The following is a 24223-nucleotide window of genomic DNA, read 5'->3' as shown; positions in this document are numbered from 1 at the left end:
GGCCCCCCTCATAACTCTCCCCCCCGGTGTGGTGGGGGGGGGGGGGGGGGGGGGGGGGGCGGGGGGCCCCCCCCCCCCCCCCCCGGGGGGGGGGGGGGGGGGGGCCCCCCCCCCCGCCCGTGTCCCGGCCTGCGCCGGGTACTACTTGATCTCCGCCAGAACGGTGCCCTGGGTGATCGCCGCGCCCGCCTCCACGGACAGGCCGGTGACCACACCCGCCTTGTGCGCGTTGACCGGATTCTCCATCTTCATGGCCTCGAGCACCACGATCAGATCGCCCGCCTCGACCGACTGGCCCTCTTCGACGGCGACCTTGACGACGGTGCCCTGCATCGGAGCGGTGACCGCGTCACCGGAGGCCGCGCCGCCACCCGCGCCGCCACGCTTGCGCGGCTTGGGCTTCTTGCGGATCACGCCCGCGCCGTTGCCCGCGGCTCCGGCCGCTCCCGCGCCGACGGTGAAGTTGCCCGGCAGCGACACCTCGACGCGGCGACCGCCGACCTCGACGACCACCTTCTGCCGCGGCGCCTCCTCGTCCTCGTCGGCCGGGGCGCCCGAGCCGGTGAAGGGCTCGATGGTGTTGACCCACTCGGTTTCGATCCACTTGGTGTAGACGTCGAACTTCTCGCCGTCACCGATGAACGCCGGATCCTCGACGATCGCCCGGTGGAACGGGATGACCGTGGCCAGACCGTCGACCTCGAACTCGGCCAGCGCGCGCCGCGCCCGCTCCAGCGCCTGCGTGCGGTTCTCGCCGGTGACGATCAGCTTGGCCAGCATCGAGTCGAACTGCCCGCCGATCACGCTGCCGGCCACCACGCCGGAGTCCACGCGGACACCGGGGCCGGCGGGCTCGTTGTACACGGTAACCGGGCCGGGGGCGGGCAGGAAGTTGCGGCCGGCGTCCTCGCCGTTGATGCGGAACTCGAAGGCGTGGCCGCGCGGCGTCGGGTCCTCGGTGATCTCCAGCTTCTCGCCGTTGGCGATGCGGAACTGCTGGCGCACCAGGTCGATCCCCGCGGTCTCCTCGGTGACCGGGTGCTCGACCTGCAGCCGGGTGTTCACCTCGAGGAAGGAGACGGTCTCGCCCTGCACCAGGTACTCGACGGTGCCCGCGCCGTAGTAACCGGCTTCCTTGCAAATGGCCTTGGCCGAGGCGTGGATCTTCGCGCGCACTTCGTCGGACAGGAACGGCGCCGGGGCCTCCTCGACCAGCTTCTGGAAGCGCCGCTGCAGCGAGCAGTCGCGGGTGCCCGCGACGATGACGTTGCCGTGCTTGTCGGCGATGACCTGCGCCTCGACGTGGCGGGCCTTGTCCAGGTACTGCTCGACGAAGCACTCGCCGCGACCGAAGGCGGCGGTCGCCTCGCGCACGGCCGAGTCGTAGAGCTCGGGGATCTCCTCGATGGAGTGCGCGACCTTCATGCCGCGGCCACCGCCGCCGAACGCCGCCTTGATGGCGACCGGCACGCCGTAGGTCTTCGCGAACTCGACGACCTCGCTCGCGTCCTTGACCGGGTCCTTGGTGCCCGCGGCCATCGGCGCCTTCGCGCGCTCGGCGATGTGCCGGGCGGTGACCTTGTCGCCCAGGTCGCGGATGGACTGGGGCGAGGGGCCGATCCAGATCAGCCCTGCGTCGATGACGGCCTGGGCGAAGTCGGCGTTCTCCGACAGGAAGCCGTAGCCGGGGTGGATGGCGTCGGCGCCGGACTTGGCCGCTGCGTCGAGGATCTTGTCGAAGACCAGGTACGACTCGGCCGAGGTCTGCCCGCCGAGGGCGAAGGCCTCGTCGGCGAGCTTGACGAACGGGGCATCGGCATCCGGCTCGGCGTAAACGGCGACGCTGCCGATACCGGCGTCCTTGGCCGCCCGGATCACGCGCACGGCGATCTCGCCTCGGTTAGCTACGAGTACCTTTGTGATCCGCGCGCTGGCATGGCTGGGCACTGAGCCTCCTGTGTGCATTCTTCTGGTCGCTTCGCCGGGGGGTGGGGTCGCTGCGCAGGCTCCGCTCCCGTAATCGACAAACTTACGTCTCGGGCGAGTGTAGGCAGTCTGCCAACAGTCGCCGAACTCGGCTAGCCCTACTGAACAGTAGGTCGCGGATCACAACGTACGCGTCCTGTGTTTGGGAGACACCCCGGCTACCTGCTCCGCGTGCGTCGCGACCCGGCGCGCGCGGGGACTTCGCCGGGTTCGCCGCCCGTGGCGATCGGCATGCGCACCGAGTTCCCCCACTCGGTCCACGACCCGTCGTAGTTGCGTACGCCGCGCCGTCCGAGCAGGTAGGTCAGGACGAACCAGCTGTGACCGGATCGCGCGCCGACTCGACTGTAGACGATCACCTCGTCCGCACCGGTCAACGCGCGGTAGACGTCCTCGAGTTCGGTGCGGGAGCGGAAACGCCCGTCGGCGGTGAGCGCCTCCGACCACGGAATGTTCGACGCGCTCGGGATGTGGCCGCCGCGCAATGCCGCGCCTTCCGGATCGGCCGGTCCCAGCGCGGGCGCGCCGGAGTACTCCTCGGCGGAGCGTACGTCGAGCACCGGTTTGCCGAGGTGGGCGAGCACGTCCTCGCGGAAGGCGCGAAAGGTGCCGTCGTCGCGGCGTACGGCCGGATAGTCGCTGCGCACCGGGTAGTCGGGCTCGAACGTCGTGTCGCGTCCCTCGGAGATCCACGCCGCGCGGCCGCCGTCGAGCAGGCGCACGTCTTCGTGTCCGAACAGGGTGAACACCCAGGCCGCGTGCGCCGCCTGGGTGTTGCCCCGGTCGCCGTAGATCACAACCGTGTCGTCACGATTGATGCCTTTCGCGCGCATCAGTTCGGTGAAGCGCGTTCCGTCGATATAGTCGCGCGTGACCGGATCGTTCAGATCGCTTCGCCAATCCAGTTTGGTGGCGCCCGGAACGTGCCCGATGTCGTAGAGCAGCGTGTCCTCGTTGGCCTCGATGATCTTGAGTCCCCGCGCGCCTATGTTTGCCGACAGCCACTCCGTGGTTACTAGTCGGTGAGGGTGTGCGTAGGAACCGAGTGAGGGATGAGGGTCCGGAGCGACGGGCACGGTGTTGGGTCCTTCACGCATGGGTGGACGGCGGTGGCGGCGGTTCGAGGTCTCACAACGAGGGTAGTTGTGGGGCGACAGTGACTCTCGTTTCAGATCACAAATCGGATGAGGGCCGAATAAAGGGCACCTACATCCGATAAAGTCTCCCGGGAGGAGGGGTGAGCTATGTCCGATTCTTGGCCGCGGCGGCGACTGCTCGCGATCCTACGTGGCGCCAGCGAGCCTCTCGACGCCCAGGAACTGGCCAGAATCACCGGACAGCACGTCACCACGGTCCGCTTCCATCTCGACGTGCTCACCAGGGAATCCCTCGTCCGGCAGTTCCAGCAGCCGCCGCGTGGCCGCGGGCGACCGCGCATCGGATACAGCGCGGTGCAGCGATCGGTCGGCTACCAGGACTTGGCGCAGGTGCTCGCCGACCAGCTCGGCCCCGATCCCCGGCGCAGAGCGGAGGCGGCGAATGCGGCGGGCCGCGCTTGGGGCAGCAGACTCGACGTCGGTGACCATCGGGTCGAGTCGCTGGAGGACGCCAAGGACCTCACGATGACGTTGATGTCGGAACTGGGTTTCGCGCCCGAGCGCGACACTTCCCCGGAGCACGAGGGGAAGGTGCTGATCCGGATGACGGCGTGTCCGCTGCGCGAACTCGCGCGGACGCATTCCGACGTGGTCTGCGGCGTGCACCTGGGGCTGCTCGAAGACGTGCTGCGCCGAGGCGGCGCGCAGGGGATCGACGTGCGGATGCATCCGTTCGTCGAGCCCGAGCTGTGCGTGGCCCGGCTGGAACTCATCGCGGCGCAGCGCGCGGAGGCCCAGGAGACGGCGAAGGTGCCCCCCGGCGGTGACGCCGAGGCGTTGACCACGCCGTCAGGCCGTATGGCCCCACAACTGCGTAACGCCGATCCCAACATCGCCAAGCAATCGGCGCAGCAGTGGTAGCCCGATGCCGATGACGCTGGACGGGTCGCCATCGATGCGATCGACGAACCAGCCGCCGAGTCCGTCGAGGGTGAACGCGCCCGCCACCTCGAGCGGCTCGCCGGTGGCGATGTAGGCGTCCAGCTCGTCCGGCTCCGGCTTGGCGAAATGCACGGTGGTGCTGCTGCAGTCGACCGCCTCGGCGATGATCCCGCCCTCGCGCATCCGCACCACGCAGTGGCCGGTGACCAGATCCGCGCTGCGCCCCGCCATGTCGCCCCAGCGCGCGCGAGCGACCTCGGGGGTGTGCGGCTTCCCCTGCAACTCGCCGTCCACGAGCAGCATGGAATCACAGGCCACCACAACGCAATCGTCGGCGAACTCCGGGATCGCTGCGGCGACGGCCGCCGCTTTGGCGCGCGCAAGCTCCACCACGACGCCCTGCGGAGGCGTGCCGGCGGGAAGGGCCGCGGCGACCGCGTCCTCGTCCACGGCGGAGACCCGGACGATCGGGTCGATGCCCGCCGAGCGGAGCACCTCCCGGCGGGCCGGTGACGCGGAGGCCAGGATCAGCCGCGTCACCCGCGCAGGTGGGACAACTGCGGGAAGGAGTACGGGGAGAACGGGGAAGCGCCGCGATGCAGCAGCGTCGGGTGACCCCACAGGTCCGGCGGGCCGGTCGGACCGGCCGGCGCCGCGCTGTTCGCGACGGCGGAAAGCACGCACACCAGCGCGGCGAGTTCCTCGTCGGTCGGCGAGCCCTTCACGACACGGAAGAACGGCTCCGGGGTGGCCTCGGCGGATTGCGCTGCCGCGTTCGAGCCGGCCGACCCGGCCTCGTCCGCGATCGGGTCGACTGTGAGATCCAGTTCGACGGCGCTCAACACATCTTCTTCTGCCACGGTCGTCACAGTGCCAGGTCCTCTCTTCGCCTCTATCAGCGGAACTGATCAGGCTGTTCCCGTTTTCCGACAAGTTATGGATGAAGCAATCGTCCTCGGAGGCACTCATTGCTTCTCTGCAACAAGCCGGTACACGCCAGCGTAAGTGTTACCGAGGCCGATGCCACCCTTTGCGCGCGGCTTATCGAGGGTATCGCTCGATCACAGCGGGATGTTGCCGTGTTTCTTCGGCGGCAGAGTCACCATCTTGCGCTCGAGCAGCCGCAGCGCGGAGACGATCTGGCCGCGGGTGTGCGAGGGCGGAATGACCGCGTCCACGTAGCCGCGCTCGGCGGCGACGTACGGGTTCACGAGCGTGTCCTCGTACTCGTTCTGGAGCTCGAGCCGCAGCGCATCGACGTCCGCGCCGTCCTTGGCGGCCTGCTGCAGCTGCTTGCGGTAGACGAAGCCCACGGCGCCGGAAGCGCCCATGACGGCGATCTGCGCGGTCGGCCAGGCGAGGTTCACGTCGGCGCCCATGTGCTTGGAACCCATGACGTCGTAGGCGCCGCCGTAGGCCTTGCGGGTGATGATCGTGATTTTGCCCACAGTGGCCTCGCCGTAGGCGTAGAGCAGCTTCGCGCCGCGGCGGATGATGCCGTTGTATTCCTGTCCGGTGCCGGGCAGGAAGCCCGGCACGTCGACCAGGGTGATGATCGGGATGTTGAACGCGTCGCAGGTGCGCACGAAGCGCGCGGCCTTCTCCGAGGCGTCGATGTCGAGGCAGCCGGCGAACTGGGTGGGCTGGTTGGCCACGATGCCGACGCTGCGCCCGTCGATCCGGCCGAAGCCGACGATGATGTTCATCGCGCGCTCGGCCTGCACCTCGAGGAACTCGTCGTCGTCGAGCAGGCGACGGATCACCTCATGCATGTCGTAGGGCTGGTTCGGCGAGTCCGGGATGATCGTGTCCAGCTCGAGGTCTTCTTCGGTGAGCGAGTCCTCGATCGCGCCATCGATCGGATCGGTGGCCGGGAACCGCGGGGCCTCGGCCCGGTTGTTGCTGGGCAGGTAGGACAGCAGGTCCTTGACATAGTCCAGGGCGTCCTGCTCGCCGGAGGCGACGTAGTGCGCCACGCCGGACTTGGTCATGTGCGTGTGCGCGCCGCCGAGGTCCTCCATGGTGACGTCCTCGCCGGTGACCGTCTTGATGACGTCGGGGCCGGTCACGAACATCTGGCTGCTGCCGTCGACCATCACGACGAAGTCGGTCAGCGCGGGGGAGTACACGTGGCCGCCGGCGGCGGGGCCCATGATCAGCGAGATCTGCGGGATCACGCCGGAGGCCTGGATGTTGCGGTGGAAGATCTCGCCGTAGAGGCCGAGGGAGACCACGCCCTCCTGGATGCGCGCGCCCGCGCCCTCGTTGATGCCGATCAGCGGACGGCCCGTCTTCAGGGCCAGGTCCATGACCTTGACGATCTTCTCGCCGTAGACCTCGCCGAGGCTGCCGCCGAACACGGTGACGTCCTGGCTGAAGATGCAGACGTCGCGGCCGTCGATGGTGCCGTAACCGGTCACAACGCCGTCGCCGAGCGGGCGGTTGTTCTCCAGGCCGAAGTTCACGCTGCGGTGGCGGGCCAAGGCGTCGAGTTCGACGAACGAGCCTTCGTCCAGCAGGGCGAGGATGCGCTCGCGGGCGGTCATCTTGCCCTTCGCGTGCACCTTGTCGACCGCGGCCTCGCCCATCGGGTGCTTGGCCTCTTCCAGCCGATTCCGCAGGTCAGCCAGCTTCCCAGCGGTGGTGTGGATATCGGGGGAACCCGCGGGACCTGATGCGGGCTGCTGCTGGACACTCGTCATGGCTTCGGAGTGTAACCAGTGCCAGTGCGTGTCTGTAACCCAGAGTGGGGCTACCGACGAGTAGAAAACCGCAGCTAGATCAGATTTCGGAGGCAAACTTCCTGGTCGGTAGCAGGGTTGGCGAGGCGGAAAATGAGTATCGCCCGCCGGTTGGGCCCGGCTACCCTGAGGGAACGATTCCGGGCTCAGGGGAGGAGCGCGTCATGTGGGAATGGGGTAGAACGTTCGCCGAATACGCCGCCGCGGCGGCGTGGACGCGGACCACCGAGACGGCCGCGAAGTACGGCGAGCCGGAGCGCTGGACGGAGACCGGGGAAGGCGAGCGGGAGGACGACGGCGCGGGCATGGCTGCCCGCGACCCGGTCGTCTCCGGATACGACCTCGCCGGATAGCCGCCGCGCGGCGAGTAGCCTGCCGGTGTGCAGAGGCCACCGTTGGATGCAGAGCAGTTGCGGCGCAGTGCCGTCGACTCGCCCGAACTGTCGTTCTTCTCGCGGATCGACGTGGTGGAGTCGACCGGGTCCACGAACGCGGATCTGATCGCGCTGGCGGCCGATCCGGCCGCCGACCGCGTGGTTCTGCTGGCGGAAACCCAAGTGCGGGGGCGTGGCAGGCACGCGCGTGCCTGGGTGAGCCCGCCGCGGGCGCAGCTGGCGATGTCGATACTCGTGCGTCTGCCCGGGATCGGCCCCGCCTCGCTGGCCTGGCTGGCGCTGCTCACCGGCGTCGCCGTGGTCGACGCGCTGCGGACCACGGCGGGCGTGGCCGCGGAGCTCAAGTGGCCCAACGACGTGCTGATCGACGGCCGCAAGGTGGCGGGCATCCTGGCCGAGGTCGCCGCGAGCGGGGGCGGCGCGCCCGCCGTCGTGATCGGGCTGGGGCTCAATGTGAGTCTGACCCGGGAAGAACTGCCGGTGCCGCACGCGACGTCGCTGACCGTCGCGGGCGCGCGGCAGACCGATCGCACGGTGCTCGTGCGGTCTCTGCTGACCGAGTTCGCACAGCGCTTCACCGCTTGGCGCGACGCGGACTGGGCGACCGACGAACTGGCCGCCGCCTACCGCGAGCGCTGCGCCACGATCGGCACGGAGGTCCGCGCCGAACTGCCCGGCGGCCGGATGCTCACCGGCATCGCCGAGGGCGTCGACGACTACGGCCGCCTGATCATCGGCGGCGAAGCGGTGTCGGCGGGCGACGTGACGCATCTGCGCGCCCAGTACTGAGGACATCCGCCGCCCTGATCGGCCGCGGTCTCAGACGGGCTGGACGGCGCCGCGAGCGGCGTCCCTGGCGAGCGCGCGATCGCGCTGCTCCTCGAACTTGATCACGTTCTTGCCCAGTTTCTCCAGGAACTCGCCCAGTTCGTCGCGCGCTTGCTCGCCGCGCGGCCCGAAATCCGCGCGTTCGAAGACGTTCCACTGCTTGAGCACCGGTTCGAGGACCTCGTCCAGGTGCTGGCGCAGGTCGTAGATGCCGTGCTTGGCCATCAGCACGCCGTAGCGGCGGAAATTGGGCATCCCGGCGCCTGGCATCAGGAAGTTCGTCACGATCTTGGTGATCGCGGGCATGGCCTGATCGGGGACCAGGTCCAGCGCCGCGCCGCACACCGAGCGATAGAAGATCATGTGCAGGTTCTCGTCTGCGGCGATGCGCTGGAGCAGGCGATCGGCCACGGCGTCCTCACACGCCTTGCCGGTATTGCGGTGCGAGACACGGGTGGCCAGTTCCTGGAAGGTGACGTAGGCGACGCTCGCCAGGAATCCGCCCCACCCGTCCGGCGACTGGACGCCGTTGCTCATGTGCACCATCCGAGCGTCTTCCAGGGCGACCGGGTCCACGGCGCGGGTGACGACCAGGTAGTCCCGCATGGCGATGCCGTGGCGGTTCTCCTCGGCGGTCCAGCGATCGACCCAGGTGCCCCATGCGCCGTCCTGGGAGAAGTTCTCGGCGATCTCGCGGTGGTAGGAGGGCAGGTTGTCCTCGGTGAGCAGGTTGGTGATCATGGCGACCCTGGCGACCTCGCCGAGACGCGATTGCTCCGGCGCCCAGTCCTCGCCGCCGAGGGCGGCGAAGTTGCGGCCCTCGCTCCACGGCACGTAGTCGTGCGGATTCCAGTCTTTCGCCATGGACAGGTGCCGGTGGACGTTCGCTTCGGCGACGGGTTCGAGTTCGGCCAGGATCTGCAGCGGGGTCAGGTCTTTGGTCACGCGTTCCTCCACGGTCGGAATCGGCGATGATGGTGAGCCGGGCGTTGCGCGATACAGAGAGCCACTGCGCGGAATCGTCACACGCAGGGTGCTGATTGTGCAGCATGACGCGCTGCGGTGTCAGCCGTTCCGGCATCTCGACGCGGTAGTGTTCCTGACATGGGTTATCCCGAGGATGTGCTGGCGCCCGACGAACGGTTGCTGCTGCATCGCCACCCGCATTGGAAGATGCTCTTCTGGCCGATCGTGACACTCATCGTGGCCACCGCTCTCGCGGGTTTCGCAGGGGGACTCATTTCGCAGAAGGCCACCGGCACCACCGGCTCGGCGCTGCTCATCACGGTGCTCGTGGTGTATGTGGCGATTCTGCTATGGCGTTGCGCCGTACCGATTATCAGCTGGAAGTCGACGCATTTCATCGTCACCGACCGGCGGGTGCTGGTGCGTCAGGGCGTGCTCACCCACAGCGGCATCGACATCCCGATGAGCCGGATCTCCAGCGTGCAGTTCCGGCACGGGCTTTTCGATCGGCTGCTCGGCACCGGGACCTTGATCATCGAGTCGTCCTCGTCGGAGCCGCTGGAATACGACGACATCCCCTCGGTCCAGCAGGTGCATTCGCTGCTGTACCACCAAGTGTTCGAGGTCGAACGCCACCGGGACGGGCGCGACGAGCGCTGGGACGACCGCCGCAGCTACCGGTGAGCCCGTAACCTGGGCGTATGACCGCTGTACTGCTGGCCGAGGACGACGACGCCATCGCGGCCCCGTTGTCGCGCGCGCTCGGCCGCGAGGGCTACTCGGTGACCGTCGAGAGTTTCGGCCCCGCGGTGCTGCAGCGGGCCCTGGAAGGCGGGCACGACCTGCTCATTCTCGATCTCGGTCTGCCCGGCATGGACGGGCTGGAGGTGTGCCGTCAGGTGCGCGCCCGCGGCGCCGATCTGGCCGTGCTGATGCTCACCGCGCGCACCGACGAGGTGGATTTCGTCGTGGGGCTGGACGCGGGCGCCGACGACTACGTGGGCAAGCCGTTCCGCCTCGCCGAGCTGCTCGCCCGGGTGCGAGCGCTGTTGCGGCGCAGCGGGATCGGCGACGACACGGTGGAGGTGGGCGGTATCCGGCTGGAGCCTGCCGCCCGGCGCGTCCTGGTCAACGGGGTCGAAATCGGCTTGGCGAACAAGGAATACGAGCTGCTCAAGGTGCTGATCGACCGGGCAGGTCAGGTGGTGCCGCGCGAGACCATCCTGCGCGAGGTCTGGGGCGACGCGGAGTTGCGCGGTTCCAAGACGTTGGACATGCACATGTCCTGGTTGCGCCGCAAGATCGGGGACGAGGGCCCCATGGCCGAACGGCGCATCGTCACCGTCCGCGGTGTCGGATTCCGGCTGAACACCGACTGACGTGCGCCGCCGCATCCTGCGTTCCATGCTCACCGTGCTGACCCTCACCACGGTGGTGCTCGGCGTGCCGCTCATCTACACGGCGTGGTTGTGGGTGGAGGACATCACGCGCAACGACCTGCAGAACCGGCTGGACCGGATCGCCGCCGAGATCATCGCGCAGGAACGCGACGGCACCGTCTCCGGCGAGCTGGACGTCCGGTCGGTGGCGCCGCTGGTGCCCGAGAACGGCCGGCTCACCATCGTCTATCCCTCGCGGCAGGACAACGCGGTGCGTCGCGACATCGGTGTCGCCCAGGTGTCCGACCCGCTGGTCGAGTCGCTGTCGATGGGCAAGTCCGCGTCGCTGCGCCTGGAGGTGCCGTCCGCACCGATGCACGCCATGCAGCGTCAAGCGGTCGCGGTGGTCGCGCTGGCGGTGCTCGCCTCGCTCGGCGCGGCGGTGTCGGTCGCGGTGGTCACCGCCCGGCGGGTGGCCGATCCGCTCCGGGACGTCGCCGCGCGCGCGGCGCGGCTGGCCATGGGCGATTTCCGGCCCGACCCGCGCAGGCACGGCATCTCCGAACTGGATCGCGTCTCCGACGTGCTCGACTCGGCGACGGTGGAGATCGCCGGACGACTCCAGCGCGAACACGCGTTGGTGGCGGACGTCTCCCATCAGCTGCGCAGCAGGTTGACCGCCGTGCGGTTGCGCCTGGACGAGTTGTCCGCGCACGCCGACCCGGAGGTGGTGCACGAGGCCGAGGAGGCGATGGCCCAGGTCGACCGGCTCACCGACGCGATCGACGACCTGGTCCGCGCCTCCCGCGACGAGGACGCGGCCGACCGCGATCCGGTTCCGGTGATGGACGAGCTGCGCGGCGTCGTGGCCGAATGGAAGCACCCGTTCACCGAGGCGGGCCGCACGCTCACGCTCACCGGCGACGAGTCGTTGCGCGCCCCGATCACGGGTTCGCGCCTGCGCGAGGCGGTGGCGGTGCTGGTGGACAACGCGCTCATGCACGGCGGTGGCACGTGCACGGTGTCGGTGCGTTCGGTGCGGCCAGGAGCCGATCGCGAGCCGCTGGTGTGCGTCGAGGTTGCCGACGAGGGGCACGGGGTGCGCGACGAGCTGGCCCCGCACATCTTCGACCGGGGTTTCTCCGCGGGCGGTTCCACCGGTGTCGGGCTGGCGCTGGCGCGGGCGCTGGTCGAGGCGGACGGCGGGCGGCTGGAATTGCAGCGGCGCAGGCCCGCGCTGTTCGCGGTGTTCCTCGGTTCGAAGGCCCGTCCGGCCAGCTCGGTGGCGCCCGAGCCGCGGTGACTCAGCCGCGGCCGAGTTCCTCTTCCACGAGGTCGACGAATTCCGCTTCCAGTTCGCTCATTTCGTCCGGGAAGACCCAGCGGCGCATCGCCCAGAAACGGAACGCCATCTGCAGCAGATTGCCGATGATGAACGCGCTGATGAAGTCGGCGATGTTCTCGACCGTGAAGCTCACGTTGGGCTGGCGCAGGTCGAAGACGTAGCTGGAAATCCACAGCGGGGTGAAGGCGAGAACGACGCCGACGCCGCTGACGACGAAGAACAGCAGCGCTTCGTGATGACGTTCCCGCCCGCCGCGATTCTTGAACGACCATTCCCGGTTCAGAATGTAGGACGCGATCACGGCGATGACACCGGAAATGATCTTGGCCGTGACCGGTTTCTCCGCGAGCACCGTCCACTTGAGTACGTAGAAGATGCCGCTGTCGATCACGAACGTGGTCGCGCCGACGATCGCGAACTTGATCAATTCCCGCTGCCGGTACGCGATATCTTGCAGCGGCTGGGGGAGGACGCTGACCACGTCGTCGACGAATGACACAAGACCGGAGTGTACCGGTCGCTGTCATTTGCGCCGGACATGACAATATTGTCCGACGTGAGCGCACGTTCCTTCGATCCATCGGCCATGCCCACCGTCACCATGATCGGCGGCGGCCAGCTGGCGCGCATGACCCACCAGGCGGCGATCGCGCTCGGCCAGCGGCTGCGCGTGCTCGCCGAGAACCCCGACGACCCGGCCGCCCAGGTCAGCCCGGAGGTGGTGCTCGGCAGCCACACCGATCTGACCGCGCTGCGTAAAGCGGCGGTCGGCTCGCACGCGCTGACCTTCGACCACGAGCACGTGCCGACCGAGCACCTCGAGGCGCTGGTCGCGGAAGGCGTCAACGTGCAGCCGCCGCCGCAGGCGCTGGTCTACGCGCAGGACAAGCTGGCGATGCGGGTGAAACTGAGCGAACTCGGGCTGCCCGTGCCCGCCTTCACGCCGGTGGCCTCGGTCGATGACGCGGTGCGCTTCGGCGACGAGCACGGTTGGCGGATCGTGCTGAAGGCGGTGCGCGGCGGTTACGACGGGCGCGGCGTCTGGATGCCCGAGTCCGCCGAGGAGGCCGCGGCGATCGCCACCGATCAGCTCGCCTACGGCGTCCGGTTGCTGGCCGAGACGAAGGTCGAGCTGAAACGAGAGCTCTCGGCGATGGTGGCCCGTTCGCCGTTCGGGCAGGCGGCGACCTGGCCGGTGGTGGAGACCGTGCAGCGCAAGGGGCAGTGCGCGGTCGTCATCGCGCCCGCGCCCGGCCTGCCGGAGGACACGGCCGCCGCGGCGGAGACCATGGCGTTGAATCTCGCCGGGGAACTCGGCGTCGTCGGTGTCATGGCGGTGGAGCTGTTCGAAACCGCCGAGGGGGAGCTGCTGGTGAACGAGCTGGCCATGCGCCCGCACAACTCCGGGCACTGGGGCATGGACGGCGCCCGCACCGGGCAGTTCGAGCAGCATTTGCGCGCCGTGCTGGACTACCCGCTCGGCGACACCGCGCCGCTGGCGCCGGTGACCGTGATGGCGAACATCCTCGGCGCGCCGCAGGCCCCGGAGATGTCGATGGACGAGCGGCTGCACCACCTGTTCGCCAGGATTCCGGAGGCGAAGGTGCACCTGTACGGCAAGGGCGAGCGCCAGGATCGCAAGATCGGGCACGTCAACATCCTCGGCGACGACGTGGCCGAGGTCAGGGAGAAGGCCGAGCGGGCGGCGCACTGGATGTCGCACGCGATCTGGACCGACGGATGGGATCCGCATGAGTGAGGAACTGGCCATCGCCCCCGCGGTCGGCCTGATCATGGGCAGCGACTCGGACTGGCCGACCATGGAGGCCGCCGCGGAGGCGCTGGCCGAGTTCGGGATCCGGTTCGAGGTCGGCGTCGTCTCGGCGCACCGCACCCCGCAGCGGATGCTCGACTACGCGCGTTCGGCGGCGGGGCGCGGGTTGAAGGTCATCATCGCGGGCGCGGGCGGCGCGGCGCACCTGCCGGGCATGGTCGCCTCCGCGACTCCGCTGCCGGTGATCGGCGTGCCGGTGCCGCTGAAGTACCTCGACGGCATGGATTCGCTGCTGTCCATCGTCCAGATGCCCGCAGGCGTTCCGGTCGCCACCGTCTCCATCGGCGGCGCCCGCAACGCGGGCCTGCTCGCCGCCCGCATCCTCGCCGCCCACGACCCTTCCCTGCGCACCCGCATGGAACAGTTCCAAGCCGGGCTCGAGCAGATGGTCCTGGAAAAGGACGACGCGCTGCGCACCAAACTCCTGGGCTGAGCGGTGCCCGAGGTCCCCTTACCTGGGGGTTCGGTCAACGTCGTGGTGCGGGTCGGCGACACCGTTCGCCGCCGCCCGGCCGCGCGCGCGGATTTCGTGCACGGACTGCTCGCATGGTTCGAGCAATCCGGCTGGGCGGGCGCACCTCGCTTCCTGGGTACGGACGAGCGAGGGCGCGAAATCCTCACCTACCTCGACGGGCAGGTGCCGCTCGATGGACTCCGCTCGCCGTCGACCGGCTCCTACGCGGCCTTGTCTCAGGTAGCGGAGCTGATCCGCGAGTTTCACGATCTGACCGCGGGTGCCGACCTCGCCGGGGCTGCGGAGGTGGTGTGTCACAACGACCTCTCGCCCCGGAACACGGTGTACCGCGATGGCATCCGGCCCGTGGCATTCCTGGACTGGGACCTCGCCGCCCCCGGTCGCCGCATCCACGATCTCGCGCATGCCTGCTGGCAGTTTCTCGATCTGGGTCCCGGCGTCCGCGATCTTGCCAGGACCGCCGCGCTGCTGCGCCTCATGTGCGACGCCTACGGAACCGACGAACGCGCCGAACTCGTCGACACGATCCTGTGGTGGCAGCAGCGCTGCGCGCGCGGCATCGAAATCGCCTCCGTTGCCGGCGAACCCGCCATGGTGCGCCTCAGCGCGAACGGCGTGCCCGCACGCATTCGCGCCGCACAGCGATGGGTCACCGAGCATCGCGCCGAGCTGGAAGCCGCGTTGTAGCGCGACGAAGTCGACCTGCGGCCATGGTCAGATGCCGAGGTCTTGGCCGAGTTCCGCCAATTCGTCCATCGCGGCTCGGCTCTTGACCTCGGCTCGCTGCTGGTACTGCTTCAAGTCGTCGTATCGGATCCGGCGATGGCGACCCACCAGGCGGAAGGGGATCTCGCCTGTCTCCAGCAGCGTCACGACGTAAGGCCGCGACACGTTCAGCATGTCTGCCGCCTGCTGCGTGGTGAGTTCGGCGTGCGAGGGCACCACGGTGACACCGCGACCCTCTGCTGCTTGCGCCAGGATGAAGGCCAACATGCTGACGGCCTGCCGGGGCAACACCAAGGCGTCATCCCCTGGATGCTCAGGGGCCACCTGAATGGTCTGCTCGCCTGGGTGTCGCATCAGATAGTCCTTGATCCGGCGCATCGCGCGAGCTGCGACGTCTGCGTCGATGGCTCCTGGCTCGGCGCGCTTGGCGTCTCGGAAATCGAATGGCCATGCGGCGGCTGCGCGCTGTCGTGTGCGGATACGGTGCGCGCCGCCCAGCGGCCATAGTTCAGTGATCTGCGTCACATCGTGTCAGGATGGTCGGGGATGCGGTGTCTTGTGCTCGAGCCTCTCGGAGCGAAGGAGACACCCATGAGCGAGAACATCGATGTGGTCGTGATCGGCGGCGGGTATGCCGGGGTGATGGCGGCCAATCGCCTGACGCAGCGTGACGACGTGCGGGTGACCGTCGTCAATCCGCGCCAGGTCTTCGTCCCACGGCTGCGGTTGCATCAGTTGGTGGGCGGCACCCACGATGCGGTCGTCGACTATCAGGACGTGCTGGCCGAGGGCGTTCGGCTGGTTGCGGACAGCGTGACGCGGATCGACGCGGCCGAGCGCAGTGTGACGCTGGCCGACGGTGGCAGCCTTCGCTACGACTACTTGGTGTACGCGGTAGGCAGCGGCAGCGCGGGGCCGCGAGTGCCGGGCGCGGCCGAGTTCGCCTACCCGGTCGCCACTTTGGAGGCGGCGCAGCGGCTGCGGTCGGTGCTCTTCGACACGCCGATGACAGCTCCGGTGACGGTCGTCGGTGGCGGCCCGAGCGGCATCGAGACCGCCGCGGAGCTGGCCGAGCGGGGGCGCGCCGTCACGTTGGTGTGTGGCGGTGTCGTCGGTCCGTACCTGCACCCGAAGGCGCGGCGCAAGGCTCGCAAGTACCTTGCCGGGCTGGGGGTCACCGTGCTGGAGGGTCCGGATGCGGCGGTGGCGGCGGTGACGAGCGATGCCGTGGAACTCGGTGACGGCCGTGGGTTGGCGAGTCGGGTCACCATCTGGACCGCCGGGTTCGGTGTGCCGGATCTGGCCGCCCGCAGCGGGCTGAGCACGGACACCGCGGGGCGGCTGCTCACCGATGAGACGTTGACCAGCGTCGACGATGAGCGCATCGTGGCGGCCGGTGATGCGGCGGCGCCGTCGGACCTGCCGTTCCGGATGAGCGCCTATGCCGCGGGTTGCCTCGGCGCGCATGCCGCCGACACGGTGCTGAATCGGATCGCGGGTGAGCATCCGGAGCCGATCGATCTGTCCTTCCCCGCGATGTGCATCAGCTTCGGCCGGGGCGCCGGAATTTTCCAGCTCGGCCGCAAGGACGACACCGCGATGCCGCTGTACTTCAGCGGTCTGGCGGGCAAGAAACTCAAGGAGTTCGCCTGCCTCTCCAGCGTGAAGCACTTGGCGAACGAAGCGCGCAAGCCCGGCTCGCACCACTGGCCCAAGGACGGCAAGCACCGGCCGCAGTTGTTGCAGGCCCAGCGTGGCGGTGCGCAGGCCGCCGCCGAGCAGGTTGTGTAACAGCGCTACAAGAGGTCGCCGGTCGAACTACCTCGACCGGGGAGGGTGCTGCGGCGTCGTCCCTTGCCGCCGCGCCCGTGCGACCTCGGCGATCCGCCGCGAGCGGTGACGTGCGCCGGGGCTGTGTATCGACCTTCCGATGAGCCGGATCGAATTACCAACAGAAGAGGACCTCATGGAAGCAGCCAGTGGAGCCGGTGGGCAACAGTCGGCCGATCCGGAGTCGAAACGCCGCGACAGCGGCGAGCACGCCACCGCCGTGGCGACCGAAACGTTCCTCGCCCACCGCAACCTGCTGTTCACCGTCGCCTACGAGATGCTCGGCTCGGTGGCCGACGCCGACGACGTCTTGCAGGAGACCTGGTTGCGTTGGGTCGGAGTCGACGCGGCGCACGTCACCGAGCCGCGCGCCTACCTGGTCCGGATCACCACGAGGCAGGCGCTCAACCGGCTGCGCTCGGTGCAGCGCCGCAGGGAGGCGTACGTGGGCCCTTGGCTGCCGGAGCCGCTGCTCACCACACCCGACGTGGCCGCGGACGTCGAACTCGCCGAAAGCGTGTCGATGGCGCTGATGCTCGTGCTCGAGACACTGAGCCCCACCGAGCGGGCGGTGTTCGTGCTACGTGAAGCGTTCGGGTTCGACTACGAGGAGATCGCGGCGGCGGTCGACAAGACGCCCGGCGCGGTTCACCAGATCGCCCACCGGGCCCGCCGTCACGTCGAAGCGCGCCGTCCACGCCGGTCGGTGACGGCGCGCCAGGTCGAGGCGGCGGCCGAGGCGTTCCGGCGTGCGCTGGAGACGCGCGACCTGCAAGGCTTGCTGGACATTCTGGCCCCCGACGTCGTCGCCATCAGCGACGGCGGCGGTATCAAGCAGGCCACACCGCACCCCGTCACCGGCGCCGACAAGGTGGCCCGTTTCATCGTCGGCGGACTCACCAGAAACGATGTCGCGCTCACCGTCGAGGTGACCACGGTCAACGGCGGCCCCGCGCTGGCTCTGCATATGAACGGCGAACTGGACGGCGTTCTCGCGATGCGCGTCGAGGACACCCGTATCACCGGCCTCTACTACGTGCGCAACCCGCAGAAACTCACCCACGTCGATGCCGAGACCCCACTCACCCTGCACTGAATCCGGCTCACCTGCTCGAGGAGAAGACATGACCACGCGGGCGCTGCTCGCCGCCGATTCCCTTCCGTCACGATGGCCCACGGTGGCCGGAGCGGTGCTCCTGCTCACGGCGATCGTCAGCGTGTTGCTCGCCGCTTTCGCCTGGCCGTCGGTGCGGTCGTCGGTCCACGATGTGCCGATCGCTGTCGCGGGTCCCAGCGCCGCGGTCGCGCAGGTCCGCGCCGCGCTCGATCGACAGCTGCCGGGCGGCTTCGTGATCACCGAAGTCGCCGACACCACGGCTGCCGAACAACTCGTCCGCGACCGGCGGGTCTACGGGGCGATCGACCTCGGCTCCGGCGGTGCGCAGGTGATCGTCGCCTCGGCCGCCAGTCCGGCGGTCGCCCAGACCTTGCAGGGGGTGGCCGGTGGCCTGGCTCGGGCAGGCAGTCCCGGCGCGACGGTCCGCGACCTCGCCGCCCTGCCTGCCGGTGATCCGCGAGGAGCCGGTCTGGCCGCAGGCGCCTTGCCTTTGGTCATGGGTGGTCTGTTGGCCGCGGTGCTGCTGACCAGGCTTGTTCGCGGCACGTTCCGCAGGGTTGTCGGAGCGCTGGCCTTCGCGACCACGGGCGGCCTGGCCGTGGCCGCGATCCTGCAGTTCTGGCTCGGGTCGGTGAGCGGTTCCTACCTCGCCAACGCCGGCGCCGTCGGCTTGTCCATCGCGGCCATCGCTTCGACCGTTCTCGGGCTCGAGGCGCTGCTCGGATACGCCGGGATCGGGATCGGCGCCGTCGTCATGATGCTCATCGGCAACCCTCTCTCCGGTACCGCCACCGCGCCCGAGATGCTGCCCGGCTGGTCCGGCGCGCTCGGCCGGATGTTGCCGCCCGGTGCCGGTGGGTGGTTGTTGCGGTCCACCGCGTTCTTCGACGGCCGCGGCGCCACCCACGCTGTTCTCGTCCTGCTGGCCTGGCTCCTGCTCGGGCTGTCGTTGTGCCTGGTCGGGGGGCTGCGTGCGCGCCGTGCGGCAGGTGGCGCGAGAGGACTGCGCGGGACGCACGGATCAGCGGCGCCGGGCCATGTCGGTACCCTCGCGAGTTGACCTGCACTGCCTTCGAGATGGTTCGGGCATGTAGTGCCTATCTTCCCGCGGCGCAATCGAATCCACGGCGCGACTCGGCACCCTCGCCTGCCGATACGGCGAAAGCTCCCGGTGTGGGGACTCGCGCTCTCGGCCCGCTGACTACGGTGTGAGGTCGTGACTACAGGGGATATCGCTCGGATGCGGGGAGGCGACGACACCGCGCATTTTCGGCTCACGGTGGTGGATCAGGCGCTGCGGTTGTTCGCCGAGAAGGGGTACGAGGCGACGACCGTCGACGAGATCGCGGAAGCGGCGGGCATCTCGCGGCGCACGTTCTTCCGGCAGTTCCGGTCGAAAGAGGACGTGATCTTCGCCGACCACGAGTCGCAGCTGGCGCAGGCCGCGGAGTTCCTGGCCGCCTCGCGCGAGGACCCGTGGGAGGCGGTGTGCTCGGCGGTGGTGCAGGTCTTCGAGCGGTTCACGCAGTGGCGGGAGATAGCGGCGCGGCGCTATCAGGTGGTCCGGCGGGTGGCCGCGCTGCGGGAGCGCGAGATCGTCACCGTGTTCCGCTACGAACGGCTGTTCACCGACTACCTGCGCGAGCGGCTGCCCGATGCCCCGGATCTGGCGCGGGTGCAGTTCACCGCCGCTGTGACGGCGACACACAACTATCTGCTGCGCCGGATGGTGCGCGGCGAGTCGGACGCGGGTGCGGCGGACCTGCGCATGGAGCTGGCCGCCATCCCGCGCGGAGCCGGGCGCGCCGCGGACGCCGACGAACTGGTCGTCGCGGTGTTCCCGCGCGACGTTCCGCCCAGGCAGATCGCCGACCTGCTGGTCCGCAAGCTCGGTTCGCTGTGATCCGGCCCGGAGTGCGACCTATCTGACACTGAGTGCCACCTCATTGGCCCACTTGATCGGCCCCCATGGGGGTATACTCGACTCATATGTGGCACTGAGTGCCGATTTGCTGCTTTTGTTCCACGGAAAGCGGCGCCGACCACCGACGATCAGGAGTGAAGCCCGATGGCGGGAAACCCCGATTTCGACCTGTTCAAGCTCGAGGATTTCCACGATGAGCTGCGCGAAGCGATCCGCGCCCTCGCGGAGAAGGAGATCGCCCCGCACGCCAAGGACGTCGACGGCAACTCCCGCTTCCCGCAGGAGGCGCTGACCGCGCTCAACGCCTCCGGCTTCAACGCCGTGCACGTGCCCGAGGCCTACGGGGGTCAGGGCGCCGACTCGGTGGCCACCTGCATCGTGATCGAAGAGGTCGCGCGCGTCTGCGGTTCGTCCTCGCTGATCCCGGCGGTCAACAAGCTCGGCACCATGGGCCTGATCCTGAACGGCTCCGAGGAGCTGAAGCAGAAGGTGCTGCCGGACATCGTCAACGGCGAGATGGCCTCCTACGCGCTGTCCGAGCGCGAGGCGGGTTCCGACGCGGCGAGCATGCGCACCCGGGCCAAGCAGGAGGGTGACGACTGGATCATCAACGGCTCCAAGTGCTGGATCACCAACGGCGGCAAGTCCTCCTGGTACACCGTGATGGCGGTGACCGACGCGGAGAAGGGCGCCAACGGCATCTCGGCATTCCTGGTGCACAAGGACGACGAGGGCTTCGTGGTCGGCCCGCTCGAGCACAAGCTGGGCATCAAGGGCTCGCCCACCGCCGAGCTGTACTTCGAGAACTGCCGGGTGCCGGGTGACCGCATCATCGGCGAGCCGGGCACCGGCTTCAAGACCGCGCTGCAGACCCTCGACCACACCCGCCCCACCATCGGCGCGCAGGCCGTCGGCTTGGCCCAGGGCGCGCTGGACGCTGCCATCGCCTACACCAAGGACCGCAAGCAGTTCGGCAAGTCGATCGCCGACTTCCAGAACACCCAGTTCATGCTCGCCGACATGGCGATGAAGATCGAGGCCGCCCGCCTCATGGTGTACACCTCGGCCGCCCGCGCCGAGCGCGGCGAGCAGAACCTCGGTTTCATCTCCGCCGCCGCCAAGTGCTTCGCCTCCGACGTCGCCATGGAAGTCACCACCAACGCCGTCCAGCTCTTCGGCGGCGCGGGCTACACCACCGACTTCCCGGTGGAGCGCATGATGCGCGACGCCAAGATCACCCAGATCTACGAGGGCACCAACCAGATCCAGCGCCTGGTGATGAGCCGCGCCCTGCTCAAGTGAGGTTGTTGTAGATCGCCGGATGTTCGGGCGTGCCTGCAACCGCGTCTCAGGCCGTCTCCAGGCCGTCGAGCAGCACAGGCCGCCCGAACATTCTGTCGATCGCATCGCCGCGCCCGCTCAACGCTCGACGGCCCAGCTGTCAGCGGGGCCATCCCGTGCGTGCTTCACCTGCCTGCACCGAAAAGCGCAGATACACAGTAGAAGCCGTAGGCTATCCCCATGGCATGGCAGGAACTCGTGGTCAAGCTTCTCGAGATTGTTGTGTCGTGGCCGGTCGTGGTGGTGGTTGGGCTGGTTATTCTTCGCAAACCTCTTAGAAGCGTGGTCGAGCGCCTCACCCGAATCGAGGCGTTCGGTGTCACGGGAGATTTCGGCGAACGACTGGCCCAGTTGGAGGAACATGTCGACGAGCTCGAGGCTCCATCCACCAACGGAGAAGGCGATACCGCGGAGCGGCGATCGGGAACGCCGGCCGATGAATTCAGCGGCTACGACGGTCTACTCCGCATCGTGCAGGCTATGCCAGAGCTGGGTGTTGTGAAAGCGTGGATGGACGTCGAACGCGCGATAGACCTGCTTTACGAGCAGCTCGAGCCCGGAGACCGTCGGCCGAAGCCGATCTACGTCAAGGCCAGAAGCCTTGTGGGTGCGGGAGTTCTTCCTGATCGTGTCGTCAAACCACTCGATGAACTCAGGGCCCTTCGCAATCAAGTCGCACATGGGCTGCACAAGCCGAACGTCGGCGAGGCGTTGACCTACGTACAACGAGCGGAAGAGGTGACCCGCCTCTTGGCCGCAGCGGGCTCGCTCGACTCGTAACCCGGCAAGACGACTTACTCCAGCGAAAGTCCCCATCCACCATGGATGGCCGCCACGAGTGGCACATGGTTGCGGCAAAACGCGAGTGCACCTCTCGCTGGTGTGCCACTCGTGTACGTATGTCGCCGACTTTGCCGGGGCGATGACGGTGGGGTGCTGTCAGGGCTCCAGGTAGAGGCGTTCGCATGGGAGCCTCGGGTAGGCGTCGGTGGTGTCTGTGGATACTTCCACCGCGTCGTGCCAGTGCCGGGCGCGCCATTCCTGGACGAAAAGGCATGCGGCCGTGACGCAGGCGACGAAGTCCATGCGGGCTCCGTGCCAGAACACCGACAGGTGGACATCCGGCTCGGACGGGATGGGGGAGACTGCGCGGTCAGGCATATGTGGTCACCCGCCGACCACGCGCGAGCTTCGCGGCCACGCAATGGCGGACCGCCGCGATGACCACGCAGCCAGATGGGCGAAAGGCCGTGTTCGGGTTGGTAATCCACGCGCGGAACTTGGTCCCTCGGTCAGCGGGGCTCGGCAGCGCGATCATGCCGCCGTAACGGATGATGGACACGTTCAATCGGAACATCTCGGCGAACAGCGGCACGTCGTCCGGCAGATCGGGGCGGATGAGGAACGTCCATCGATTCGAGCGCGGATGCGACAGGATCGGCCCCAGCTCGTGGCCGTGGTCCTGCATCCACACCTTCACGTGCTGTCCGAGCACGGCGGGCATGGTTATGCCCCAGACCATTCCGGTGCGGACGACGATCCGCCCGATCTGGGGAGGGTCCACGATCGCGGGCAGGTTGCACACTCGCCGGTAGTAGTGGCATCGGGACAGTGGGGTGTCTCCGAAAGCTATTGGCTCATCCATCAGAAGACCTCGGGTCGCATCGACGGGTAGAAGGTGCGCCCGGTCTTGTCATCCCTGGCATGTCCACGGATGGGGTGAATTGCTCTGCGAGCCTGTCCATCCCTCCCGCCCGGTGCGCCCGGTCATCAGACAATGACACGCAGGCACGGGCGCCCCGAATCGGGTACACCGAGAAAAGACCCTCAAAAGCCCAGCGCGCGCACCGCAAACGGTGTGAGGATGTACGCGAGGCGGGTAATTCGATGTGCCCGTGACGGGGAAGGGAGGTCAACTTGTCGGAAACCGGTTCGACTCTGCCGCGTCGTCAGCTCGGGAGGTACCTGACCGAGTGGCGCACGCGCACCGGGATGACCCAGGCGAAGGCCGCCGACCTGCTGGAGATCGGAGCGAGCAGTCTTCAACGGCTGGAGAAGGGGCAGAACTCGCGAATCAGGTCTCGCGATATCCAGGCGGCATGTGATCTGTACGGTGTCCCGAAGGATTTGACGGTCGCGCTCGTCGGACTGGCCAAGCAGGCCAACGTCAAGAGTTGGTGGCACCAGTACGGCGATCTGATCCCCAAGACGTTCGATGTGTACGTCGGACTCGAAGCCGCAGCGGTGAAGTTGGTGTCGTACCAGCCGGACCTGATACCGGGTCTGCTCCAAACCGCCGACTACGCGCAGGCGCTTGTTCGACTCGCGTGGCCGGATGAATCAATACAGCAGTGGGAGCAACGGCTTGAAATAAAGGCGCAGCGACAGAATCTCGTGACCCGCAAGACACAGCCGGTCGTGCTCGACGTGGTTATCGGCGAAGGCGCTTTATGGCGTGTGGCTGGCAGCAGCGCGATCATGGCAACCCAAAACCGGCACCTTGCGGATATGTCTACAAGGGATAACGTGACAATTCGCGTACTGCCGTTCCATGCGGGCTTCCCCGGAGGCGTGTCCATGCCGCCGTTCGTGATTCTGGTTTTCGGGGAGAGCGTTCCTGTGGACCAGGTTGAGCCGCCAGTGGTCTATCTGGAAGGCGCGGTCGGAGATATGTATCTCGAAGATGCCGCCGACGTGGGTGCCTACACTCAAAGGTACGACAGCATCAGGGAATCCGCCTTGGATGTCAACTCGAGTAGAACCCTGCTGAGGCAGGTGGCAAGGGAGCATGAGCAGCGTGGACGTTGACGTATCGGGGGCACAGTGGTTCAAGAGCAGCCGTAGCCAGGCCGGTAAAGAGTGTGTTGAGGTTGCGTTTCTCGGCCGTGGCATGGTCGGCGTGCGTGACTCGAAGAACCCGTCCGGCCCGGCACTGGTGTTCACACCCGGCGAGTGGGACGCCTTCACCGCTGGCGTGTCGGATGGGGAATTCAACCGCCCCTGAAACGATCAGAAGCGCGGCGCTGAACCCGGATCAGAGCAAGAACCTGCTCCGGCAGATAGCAAGGGAGTATGCACCGTGAACATCGACCTATCAGGGGCGAAGTGGTTCAAGAGCCGCTACAGCGGGGCTGATAAAGCATGCGTCGAGGTCGCTTTTCTCGCCGGAGGCGGTATCGGCGTCCGGGACTCGAAGAACCCGGCCGGCCCCGCGCTGGTCTTCACCCCCGGTGACTGGGGTGCCTTCACCGCTGGCATAGCCCATGGCGCATTCGAGCGCCCCTGAGGGAAGGGAGC

The 24223-nt window shown here is 68.2% G+C and carries 28 protein-coding genes; 18 read left to right on the top strand and 10 right to left on the bottom strand.

Annotation, left to right across the window (positions count from 1 at the left end):
- Window positions 1-141 precede the first annotated feature (141 nt).
- Together ACH49X_RS22615 and ACH49X_RS22610 are read right to left on the bottom strand one after the other, a co-directional pair.
- Complete coding sequence (locus ACH49X_RS22615; RefSeq protein WP_357209022.1) at window positions 142-1947, bottom strand: acetyl/propionyl/methylcrotonyl-CoA carboxylase subunit alpha; 1806 nt, start codon at window positions 1945-1947, stop codon at window positions 142-144.
- 197 nt (window positions 1948-2144) lie between these two features.
- The gene (locus ACH49X_RS22610) at window positions 2145-3062 is read right to left on the bottom strand and encodes a sulfurtransferase (RefSeq protein WP_357104120.1); all 918 of its coding nucleotides are present in this window, start codon (window positions 3060-3062) and stop codon (window positions 2145-2147) included.
- A gap of 168 nt (window positions 3063-3230) precedes the next feature.
- On the opposite strand from ACH49X_RS22610, the gene ACH49X_RS22605 reads away from it, so the two are divergent.
- Entirely contained in the window at window positions 3231-4004 is a 774-nt protein-coding gene (locus tag ACH49X_RS22605; protein ID WP_195080540.1) for a metalloregulator ArsR/SmtB family transcription factor, read from the top strand.
- On the opposite strand, the gene ACH49X_RS22600 is transcribed toward ACH49X_RS22605, so the two are convergent.
- From ACH49X_RS22600 to ACH49X_RS22590, 3 genes are all read right to left on the bottom strand, one after another.
- Entirely contained in the window at window positions 3933-4565 is a 633-nt protein-coding gene (locus tag ACH49X_RS22600) for a nucleoside triphosphate pyrophosphatase (RefSeq protein WP_195080541.1), read from the bottom strand. The two genes, ACH49X_RS22605 and ACH49X_RS22600, sit on opposite strands and share 72 nt — an antisense overlap.
- The gene (locus ACH49X_RS22595; protein WP_397070748.1) at window positions 4562-4885 is read right to left on the bottom strand and encodes an acyl-CoA carboxylase subunit epsilon; all 324 of its coding nucleotides are present in this window, start codon (window positions 4883-4885) and stop codon (window positions 4562-4564) included. The genes ACH49X_RS22600 and ACH49X_RS22595 overlap by 4 nt, the downstream gene beginning before the upstream one ends.
- Before the next feature lie 201 nt (window positions 4886-5086).
- The gene (locus ACH49X_RS22590) at window positions 5087-6727 is read right to left on the bottom strand and encodes an acyl-CoA carboxylase subunit beta (RefSeq protein WP_195080543.1); all 1641 of its coding nucleotides are present in this window, start codon (window positions 6725-6727) and stop codon (window positions 5087-5089) included.
- Between the two features lie 203 nt (window positions 6728-6930).
- On the opposite strand from ACH49X_RS22590, the gene ACH49X_RS22585 reads away from it, so the two are divergent.
- The gene (locus ACH49X_RS22585) at window positions 6931-7119 is read left to right on the top strand and encodes a hypothetical protein (protein WP_195080544.1); all 189 of its coding nucleotides are present in this window, start codon (window positions 6931-6933) and stop codon (window positions 7117-7119) included.
- Between the two features lie 27 nt (window positions 7120-7146).
- A complete protein-coding gene (locus tag ACH49X_RS22580) occupies window positions 7147-7950 on the top strand; it encodes a biotin--[acetyl-CoA-carboxylase] ligase (RefSeq protein ID WP_323123972.1) in 804 nt (267 codons plus the stop codon).
- Between the two features lie 30 nt (window positions 7951-7980).
- On the opposite strand, the gene ACH49X_RS22575 is transcribed toward ACH49X_RS22580, so the two are convergent.
- Window positions 7981-8934 (bottom strand): acyl-ACP desaturase, encoded by a 954-nt coding sequence (locus ACH49X_RS22575; RefSeq protein ID WP_195080545.1) that lies wholly within the window; start codon window positions 8932-8934, stop codon window positions 7981-7983.
- Between the two features lie 159 nt (window positions 8935-9093).
- Between ACH49X_RS22575 and ACH49X_RS22570 the strand changes: the two genes are divergently transcribed.
- Genes ACH49X_RS22570 through ACH49X_RS22560 form a run of 3 tightly spaced genes read left to right on the top strand, consistent with a single transcriptional unit; the run spans window position 9094 to window position 11637 of the window.
- Complete coding sequence (locus ACH49X_RS22570) at window positions 9094-9639, top strand: PH domain-containing protein (protein ID WP_195080546.1); 546 nt, start codon at window positions 9094-9096, stop codon at window positions 9637-9639.
- Window positions 9640-9656: 17 nt separating this feature from the next.
- Entirely contained in the window at window positions 9657-10334 is a 678-nt protein-coding gene (locus ACH49X_RS22565; protein WP_039796233.1) for a response regulator transcription factor, read from the top strand.
- Between the two features lies 1 nt (window position 10335).
- Window positions 10336-11637: a HAMP domain-containing sensor histidine kinase gene (locus ACH49X_RS22560; protein ID WP_195080547.1), complete on the top strand. Its 1302-nt coding sequence runs from the start codon at window positions 10336-10338 to the stop codon at window positions 11635-11637.
- Window position 11638: 1 nt separating this feature from the next.
- On the opposite strand, the gene ACH49X_RS22555 is transcribed toward ACH49X_RS22560, so the two are convergent.
- On the bottom strand, window positions 11639-12178 hold the full coding sequence (locus ACH49X_RS22555) for a GtrA family protein (RefSeq protein WP_067803340.1): 540 nt from the start codon (window positions 12176-12178) through the stop codon (window positions 11639-11641).
- A 39-nt stretch (window positions 12179-12217) separates the two neighbouring features.
- On the opposite strand from ACH49X_RS22555, the gene ACH49X_RS22550 reads away from it, so the two are divergent.
- The 3 genes from ACH49X_RS22550 to ACH49X_RS22540 are packed head-to-tail and all read left to right on the top strand — an operon-like array spanning window position 12218 to window position 14675.
- The gene (locus ACH49X_RS22550) at window positions 12218-13438 is read left to right on the top strand and encodes a 5-(carboxyamino)imidazole ribonucleotide synthase (RefSeq protein ID WP_397070742.1); all 1221 of its coding nucleotides are present in this window, start codon (window positions 12218-12220) and stop codon (window positions 13436-13438) included.
- Complete coding sequence (purE, locus tag ACH49X_RS22545) at window positions 13431-13946, top strand: 5-(carboxyamino)imidazole ribonucleotide mutase (protein ID WP_195045335.1); 516 nt, start codon at window positions 13431-13433, stop codon at window positions 13944-13946. Before ACH49X_RS22550 ends, purE begins: the two co-directional genes overlap by 8 nt.
- Window positions 13947-13949: 3 nt before the next feature.
- A complete protein-coding gene (locus tag ACH49X_RS22540; RefSeq protein ID WP_195080548.1) occupies window positions 13950-14675 on the top strand; it encodes a phosphotransferase in 726 nt (241 codons plus the stop codon).
- A gap of 27 nt (window positions 14676-14702) precedes the next feature.
- Here ACH49X_RS22540 and ACH49X_RS22535 read toward each other — a convergent pair whose 3' ends face one another.
- Window positions 14703-15239 carry a helix-turn-helix domain-containing protein gene (locus ACH49X_RS22535; protein WP_357209020.1) on the bottom strand — a complete coding sequence of 179 codons (537 nt, stop codon included), beginning with the start codon at window positions 15237-15239 and terminating at the stop codon, window positions 14703-14705.
- Window positions 15240-15305: 66 nt separating this feature from the next.
- Here ACH49X_RS22535 and ACH49X_RS22530 point away from each other — a divergent pair, with 66 nt between their 5' ends.
- The 6 genes from ACH49X_RS22530 (at window position 15306) to ACH49X_RS22505 (ending at window position 21706) form a co-directional block, all read left to right on the top strand.
- Window positions 15306-16505: an NAD(P)/FAD-dependent oxidoreductase gene (locus tag ACH49X_RS22530; protein WP_195080549.1), complete on the top strand. Its 1200-nt coding sequence runs from the start codon at window positions 15306-15308 to the stop codon at window positions 16503-16505.
- A 175-nt stretch (window positions 16506-16680) separates the two neighbouring features.
- The gene (locus ACH49X_RS22525) at window positions 16681-17640 is read left to right on the top strand and encodes an RNA polymerase sigma-70 factor (RefSeq protein ID WP_195080550.1); all 960 of its coding nucleotides are present in this window, start codon (window positions 16681-16683) and stop codon (window positions 17638-17640) included.
- Window positions 17641-17668: 28 nt separating this feature from the next.
- Window positions 17669-18721 (top strand): hypothetical protein, encoded by a 1053-nt coding sequence (locus ACH49X_RS22520; RefSeq protein ID WP_323123970.1) that lies wholly within the window; start codon window positions 17669-17671, stop codon window positions 18719-18721.
- Window positions 18722-18901: 180 nt separating this feature from the next.
- Window positions 18902-19564, top strand: a complete 663-nt coding sequence (locus tag ACH49X_RS22515; protein ID WP_195080646.1) for a TetR family transcriptional regulator — start codon at window positions 18902-18904, stop codon at window positions 19562-19564.
- A gap of 165 nt (window positions 19565-19729) precedes the next feature.
- Window positions 19730-20887, top strand: coding sequence for an acyl-CoA dehydrogenase (locus ACH49X_RS22510; protein ID WP_195080551.1), 1158 nt, complete (start codon window positions 19730-19732; stop codon window positions 20885-20887).
- A gap of 219 nt (window positions 20888-21106) precedes the next feature.
- Window positions 21107-21706, top strand: a complete 600-nt coding sequence (locus ACH49X_RS22505; RefSeq protein WP_357209018.1) for a hypothetical protein — start codon at window positions 21107-21109, stop codon at window positions 21704-21706.
- A gap of 159 nt (window positions 21707-21865) precedes the next feature.
- On the opposite strand, the gene ACH49X_RS22500 is transcribed toward ACH49X_RS22505, so the two are convergent.
- The gene (locus ACH49X_RS22500; protein WP_195080553.1) at window positions 21866-22087 is read right to left on the bottom strand and encodes a hypothetical protein; all 222 of its coding nucleotides are present in this window, start codon (window positions 22085-22087) and stop codon (window positions 21866-21868) included.
- Entirely contained in the window at window positions 22080-22430 is a 351-nt protein-coding gene (locus ACH49X_RS22495; protein WP_357209017.1) for a hypothetical protein, read from the bottom strand. Before ACH49X_RS22495 ends, ACH49X_RS22500 begins: the two co-directional genes overlap by 8 nt.
- A 413-nt stretch (window positions 22431-22843) precedes the next feature.
- Here ACH49X_RS22495 and ACH49X_RS22490 point away from each other — a divergent pair, with 413 nt between their 5' ends.
- The 3 genes from ACH49X_RS22490 (at window position 22844) to ACH49X_RS22480 (ending at window position 24212) form a co-directional block, all read left to right on the top strand.
- The gene (locus tag ACH49X_RS22490) at window positions 22844-23734 is read left to right on the top strand and encodes a helix-turn-helix transcriptional regulator (protein WP_357209016.1); all 891 of its coding nucleotides are present in this window, start codon (window positions 22844-22846) and stop codon (window positions 23732-23734) included.
- On the top strand, window positions 23724-23930 hold the full coding sequence (locus ACH49X_RS22485; RefSeq protein WP_357209026.1) for a DUF397 domain-containing protein: 207 nt from the start codon (window positions 23724-23726) through the stop codon (window positions 23928-23930). The genes ACH49X_RS22490 and ACH49X_RS22485 overlap by 11 nt, the downstream gene beginning before the upstream one ends.
- Window positions 23931-24005: 75 nt before the next feature.
- Window positions 24006-24212: a DUF397 domain-containing protein gene (locus ACH49X_RS22480; RefSeq protein ID WP_357209015.1), complete on the top strand. Its 207-nt coding sequence runs from the start codon at window positions 24006-24008 to the stop codon at window positions 24210-24212.
- The last annotated feature ends 11 nt before the right edge of the window (window positions 24213-24223 follow it).

Source organism: Nocardia sp. NPDC019323, assembly GCF_044389845.1.
Taxonomy (GTDB): domain Bacteria; phylum Actinomycetota; class Actinomycetes; order Mycobacteriales; family Mycobacteriaceae; genus Nocardia; species Nocardia implantans.
The sequence above is the reverse complement of the archived record's forward strand: the minus strand, read 5'-3'. Positions and strand labels throughout refer to the sequence as shown.

Bases quoted from the DNA above. Each gene is read 5' to 3' on its own strand.
- ACH49X_RS22605 (WP_195080540.1), top strand. From the start codon at position 3,231: ATGTCCGATTCTTGGCCGCGGCGGCGACTGCTCGCGATCCTACGTGGC.
- ACH49X_RS22530 (WP_195080549.1), top strand. From the start codon at position 15,306: ATGAGCGAGAACATCGATGTGGTCGTGATCGGCGGCGGGTATGCCGGG.
- ACH49X_RS22550 (WP_397070742.1), top strand. From the start codon at position 12,218: ATGACAATATTGTCCGACGTGAGCGCACGTTCCTTCGATCCATCGGCC.
- ACH49X_RS22515 (WP_195080646.1), top strand. From the start codon at position 18,902: ATGCGGGGAGGCGACGACACCGCGCATTTTCGGCTCACGGTGGTGGAT.
- ACH49X_RS22495 (WP_357209017.1), bottom strand. From the start codon at position 22,430: ATGCCCGCCGTGCTCGGACAGCACGTGAAGGTGTGGATGCAGGACCAC.
- ACH49X_RS22590 (WP_195080543.1), bottom strand. From the start codon at position 6,727: ATGACGAGTGTCCAGCAGCAGCCCGCATCAGGTCCCGCGGGTTCCCCC.
- ACH49X_RS22570 (WP_195080546.1), top strand. From the start codon at position 9,094: ATGGGTTATCCCGAGGATGTGCTGGCGCCCGACGAACGGTTGCTGCTG.
- ACH49X_RS22565 (WP_039796233.1), top strand. From the start codon at position 9,657: ATGACCGCTGTACTGCTGGCCGAGGACGACGACGCCATCGCGGCCCCG.
- ACH49X_RS22510 (WP_195080551.1), top strand. From the start codon at position 19,730: ATGGCGGGAAACCCCGATTTCGACCTGTTCAAGCTCGAGGATTTCCAC.
- ACH49X_RS22500 (WP_195080553.1), bottom strand. From the start codon at position 22,087: ATGCCTGACCGCGCAGTCTCCCCCATCCCGTCCGAGCCGGATGTCCAC.
- ACH49X_RS22525 (WP_195080550.1), top strand. From the start codon at position 16,681: ATGGAAGCAGCCAGTGGAGCCGGTGGGCAACAGTCGGCCGATCCGGAG.
- purE (WP_195045335.1), top strand. From the start codon at position 13,431: ATGAGTGAGGAACTGGCCATCGCCCCCGCGGTCGGCCTGATCATGGGC.
- ACH49X_RS22585 (WP_195080544.1), top strand. From the start codon at position 6,931: ATGTGGGAATGGGGTAGAACGTTCGCCGAATACGCCGCCGCGGCGGCG.
- ACH49X_RS22505 (WP_357209018.1), top strand. From the start codon at position 21,107: ATGGCATGGCAGGAACTCGTGGTCAAGCTTCTCGAGATTGTTGTGTCG.
- ACH49X_RS22520 (WP_323123970.1), top strand. From the start codon at position 17,669: ATGACCACGCGGGCGCTGCTCGCCGCCGATTCCCTTCCGTCACGATGG.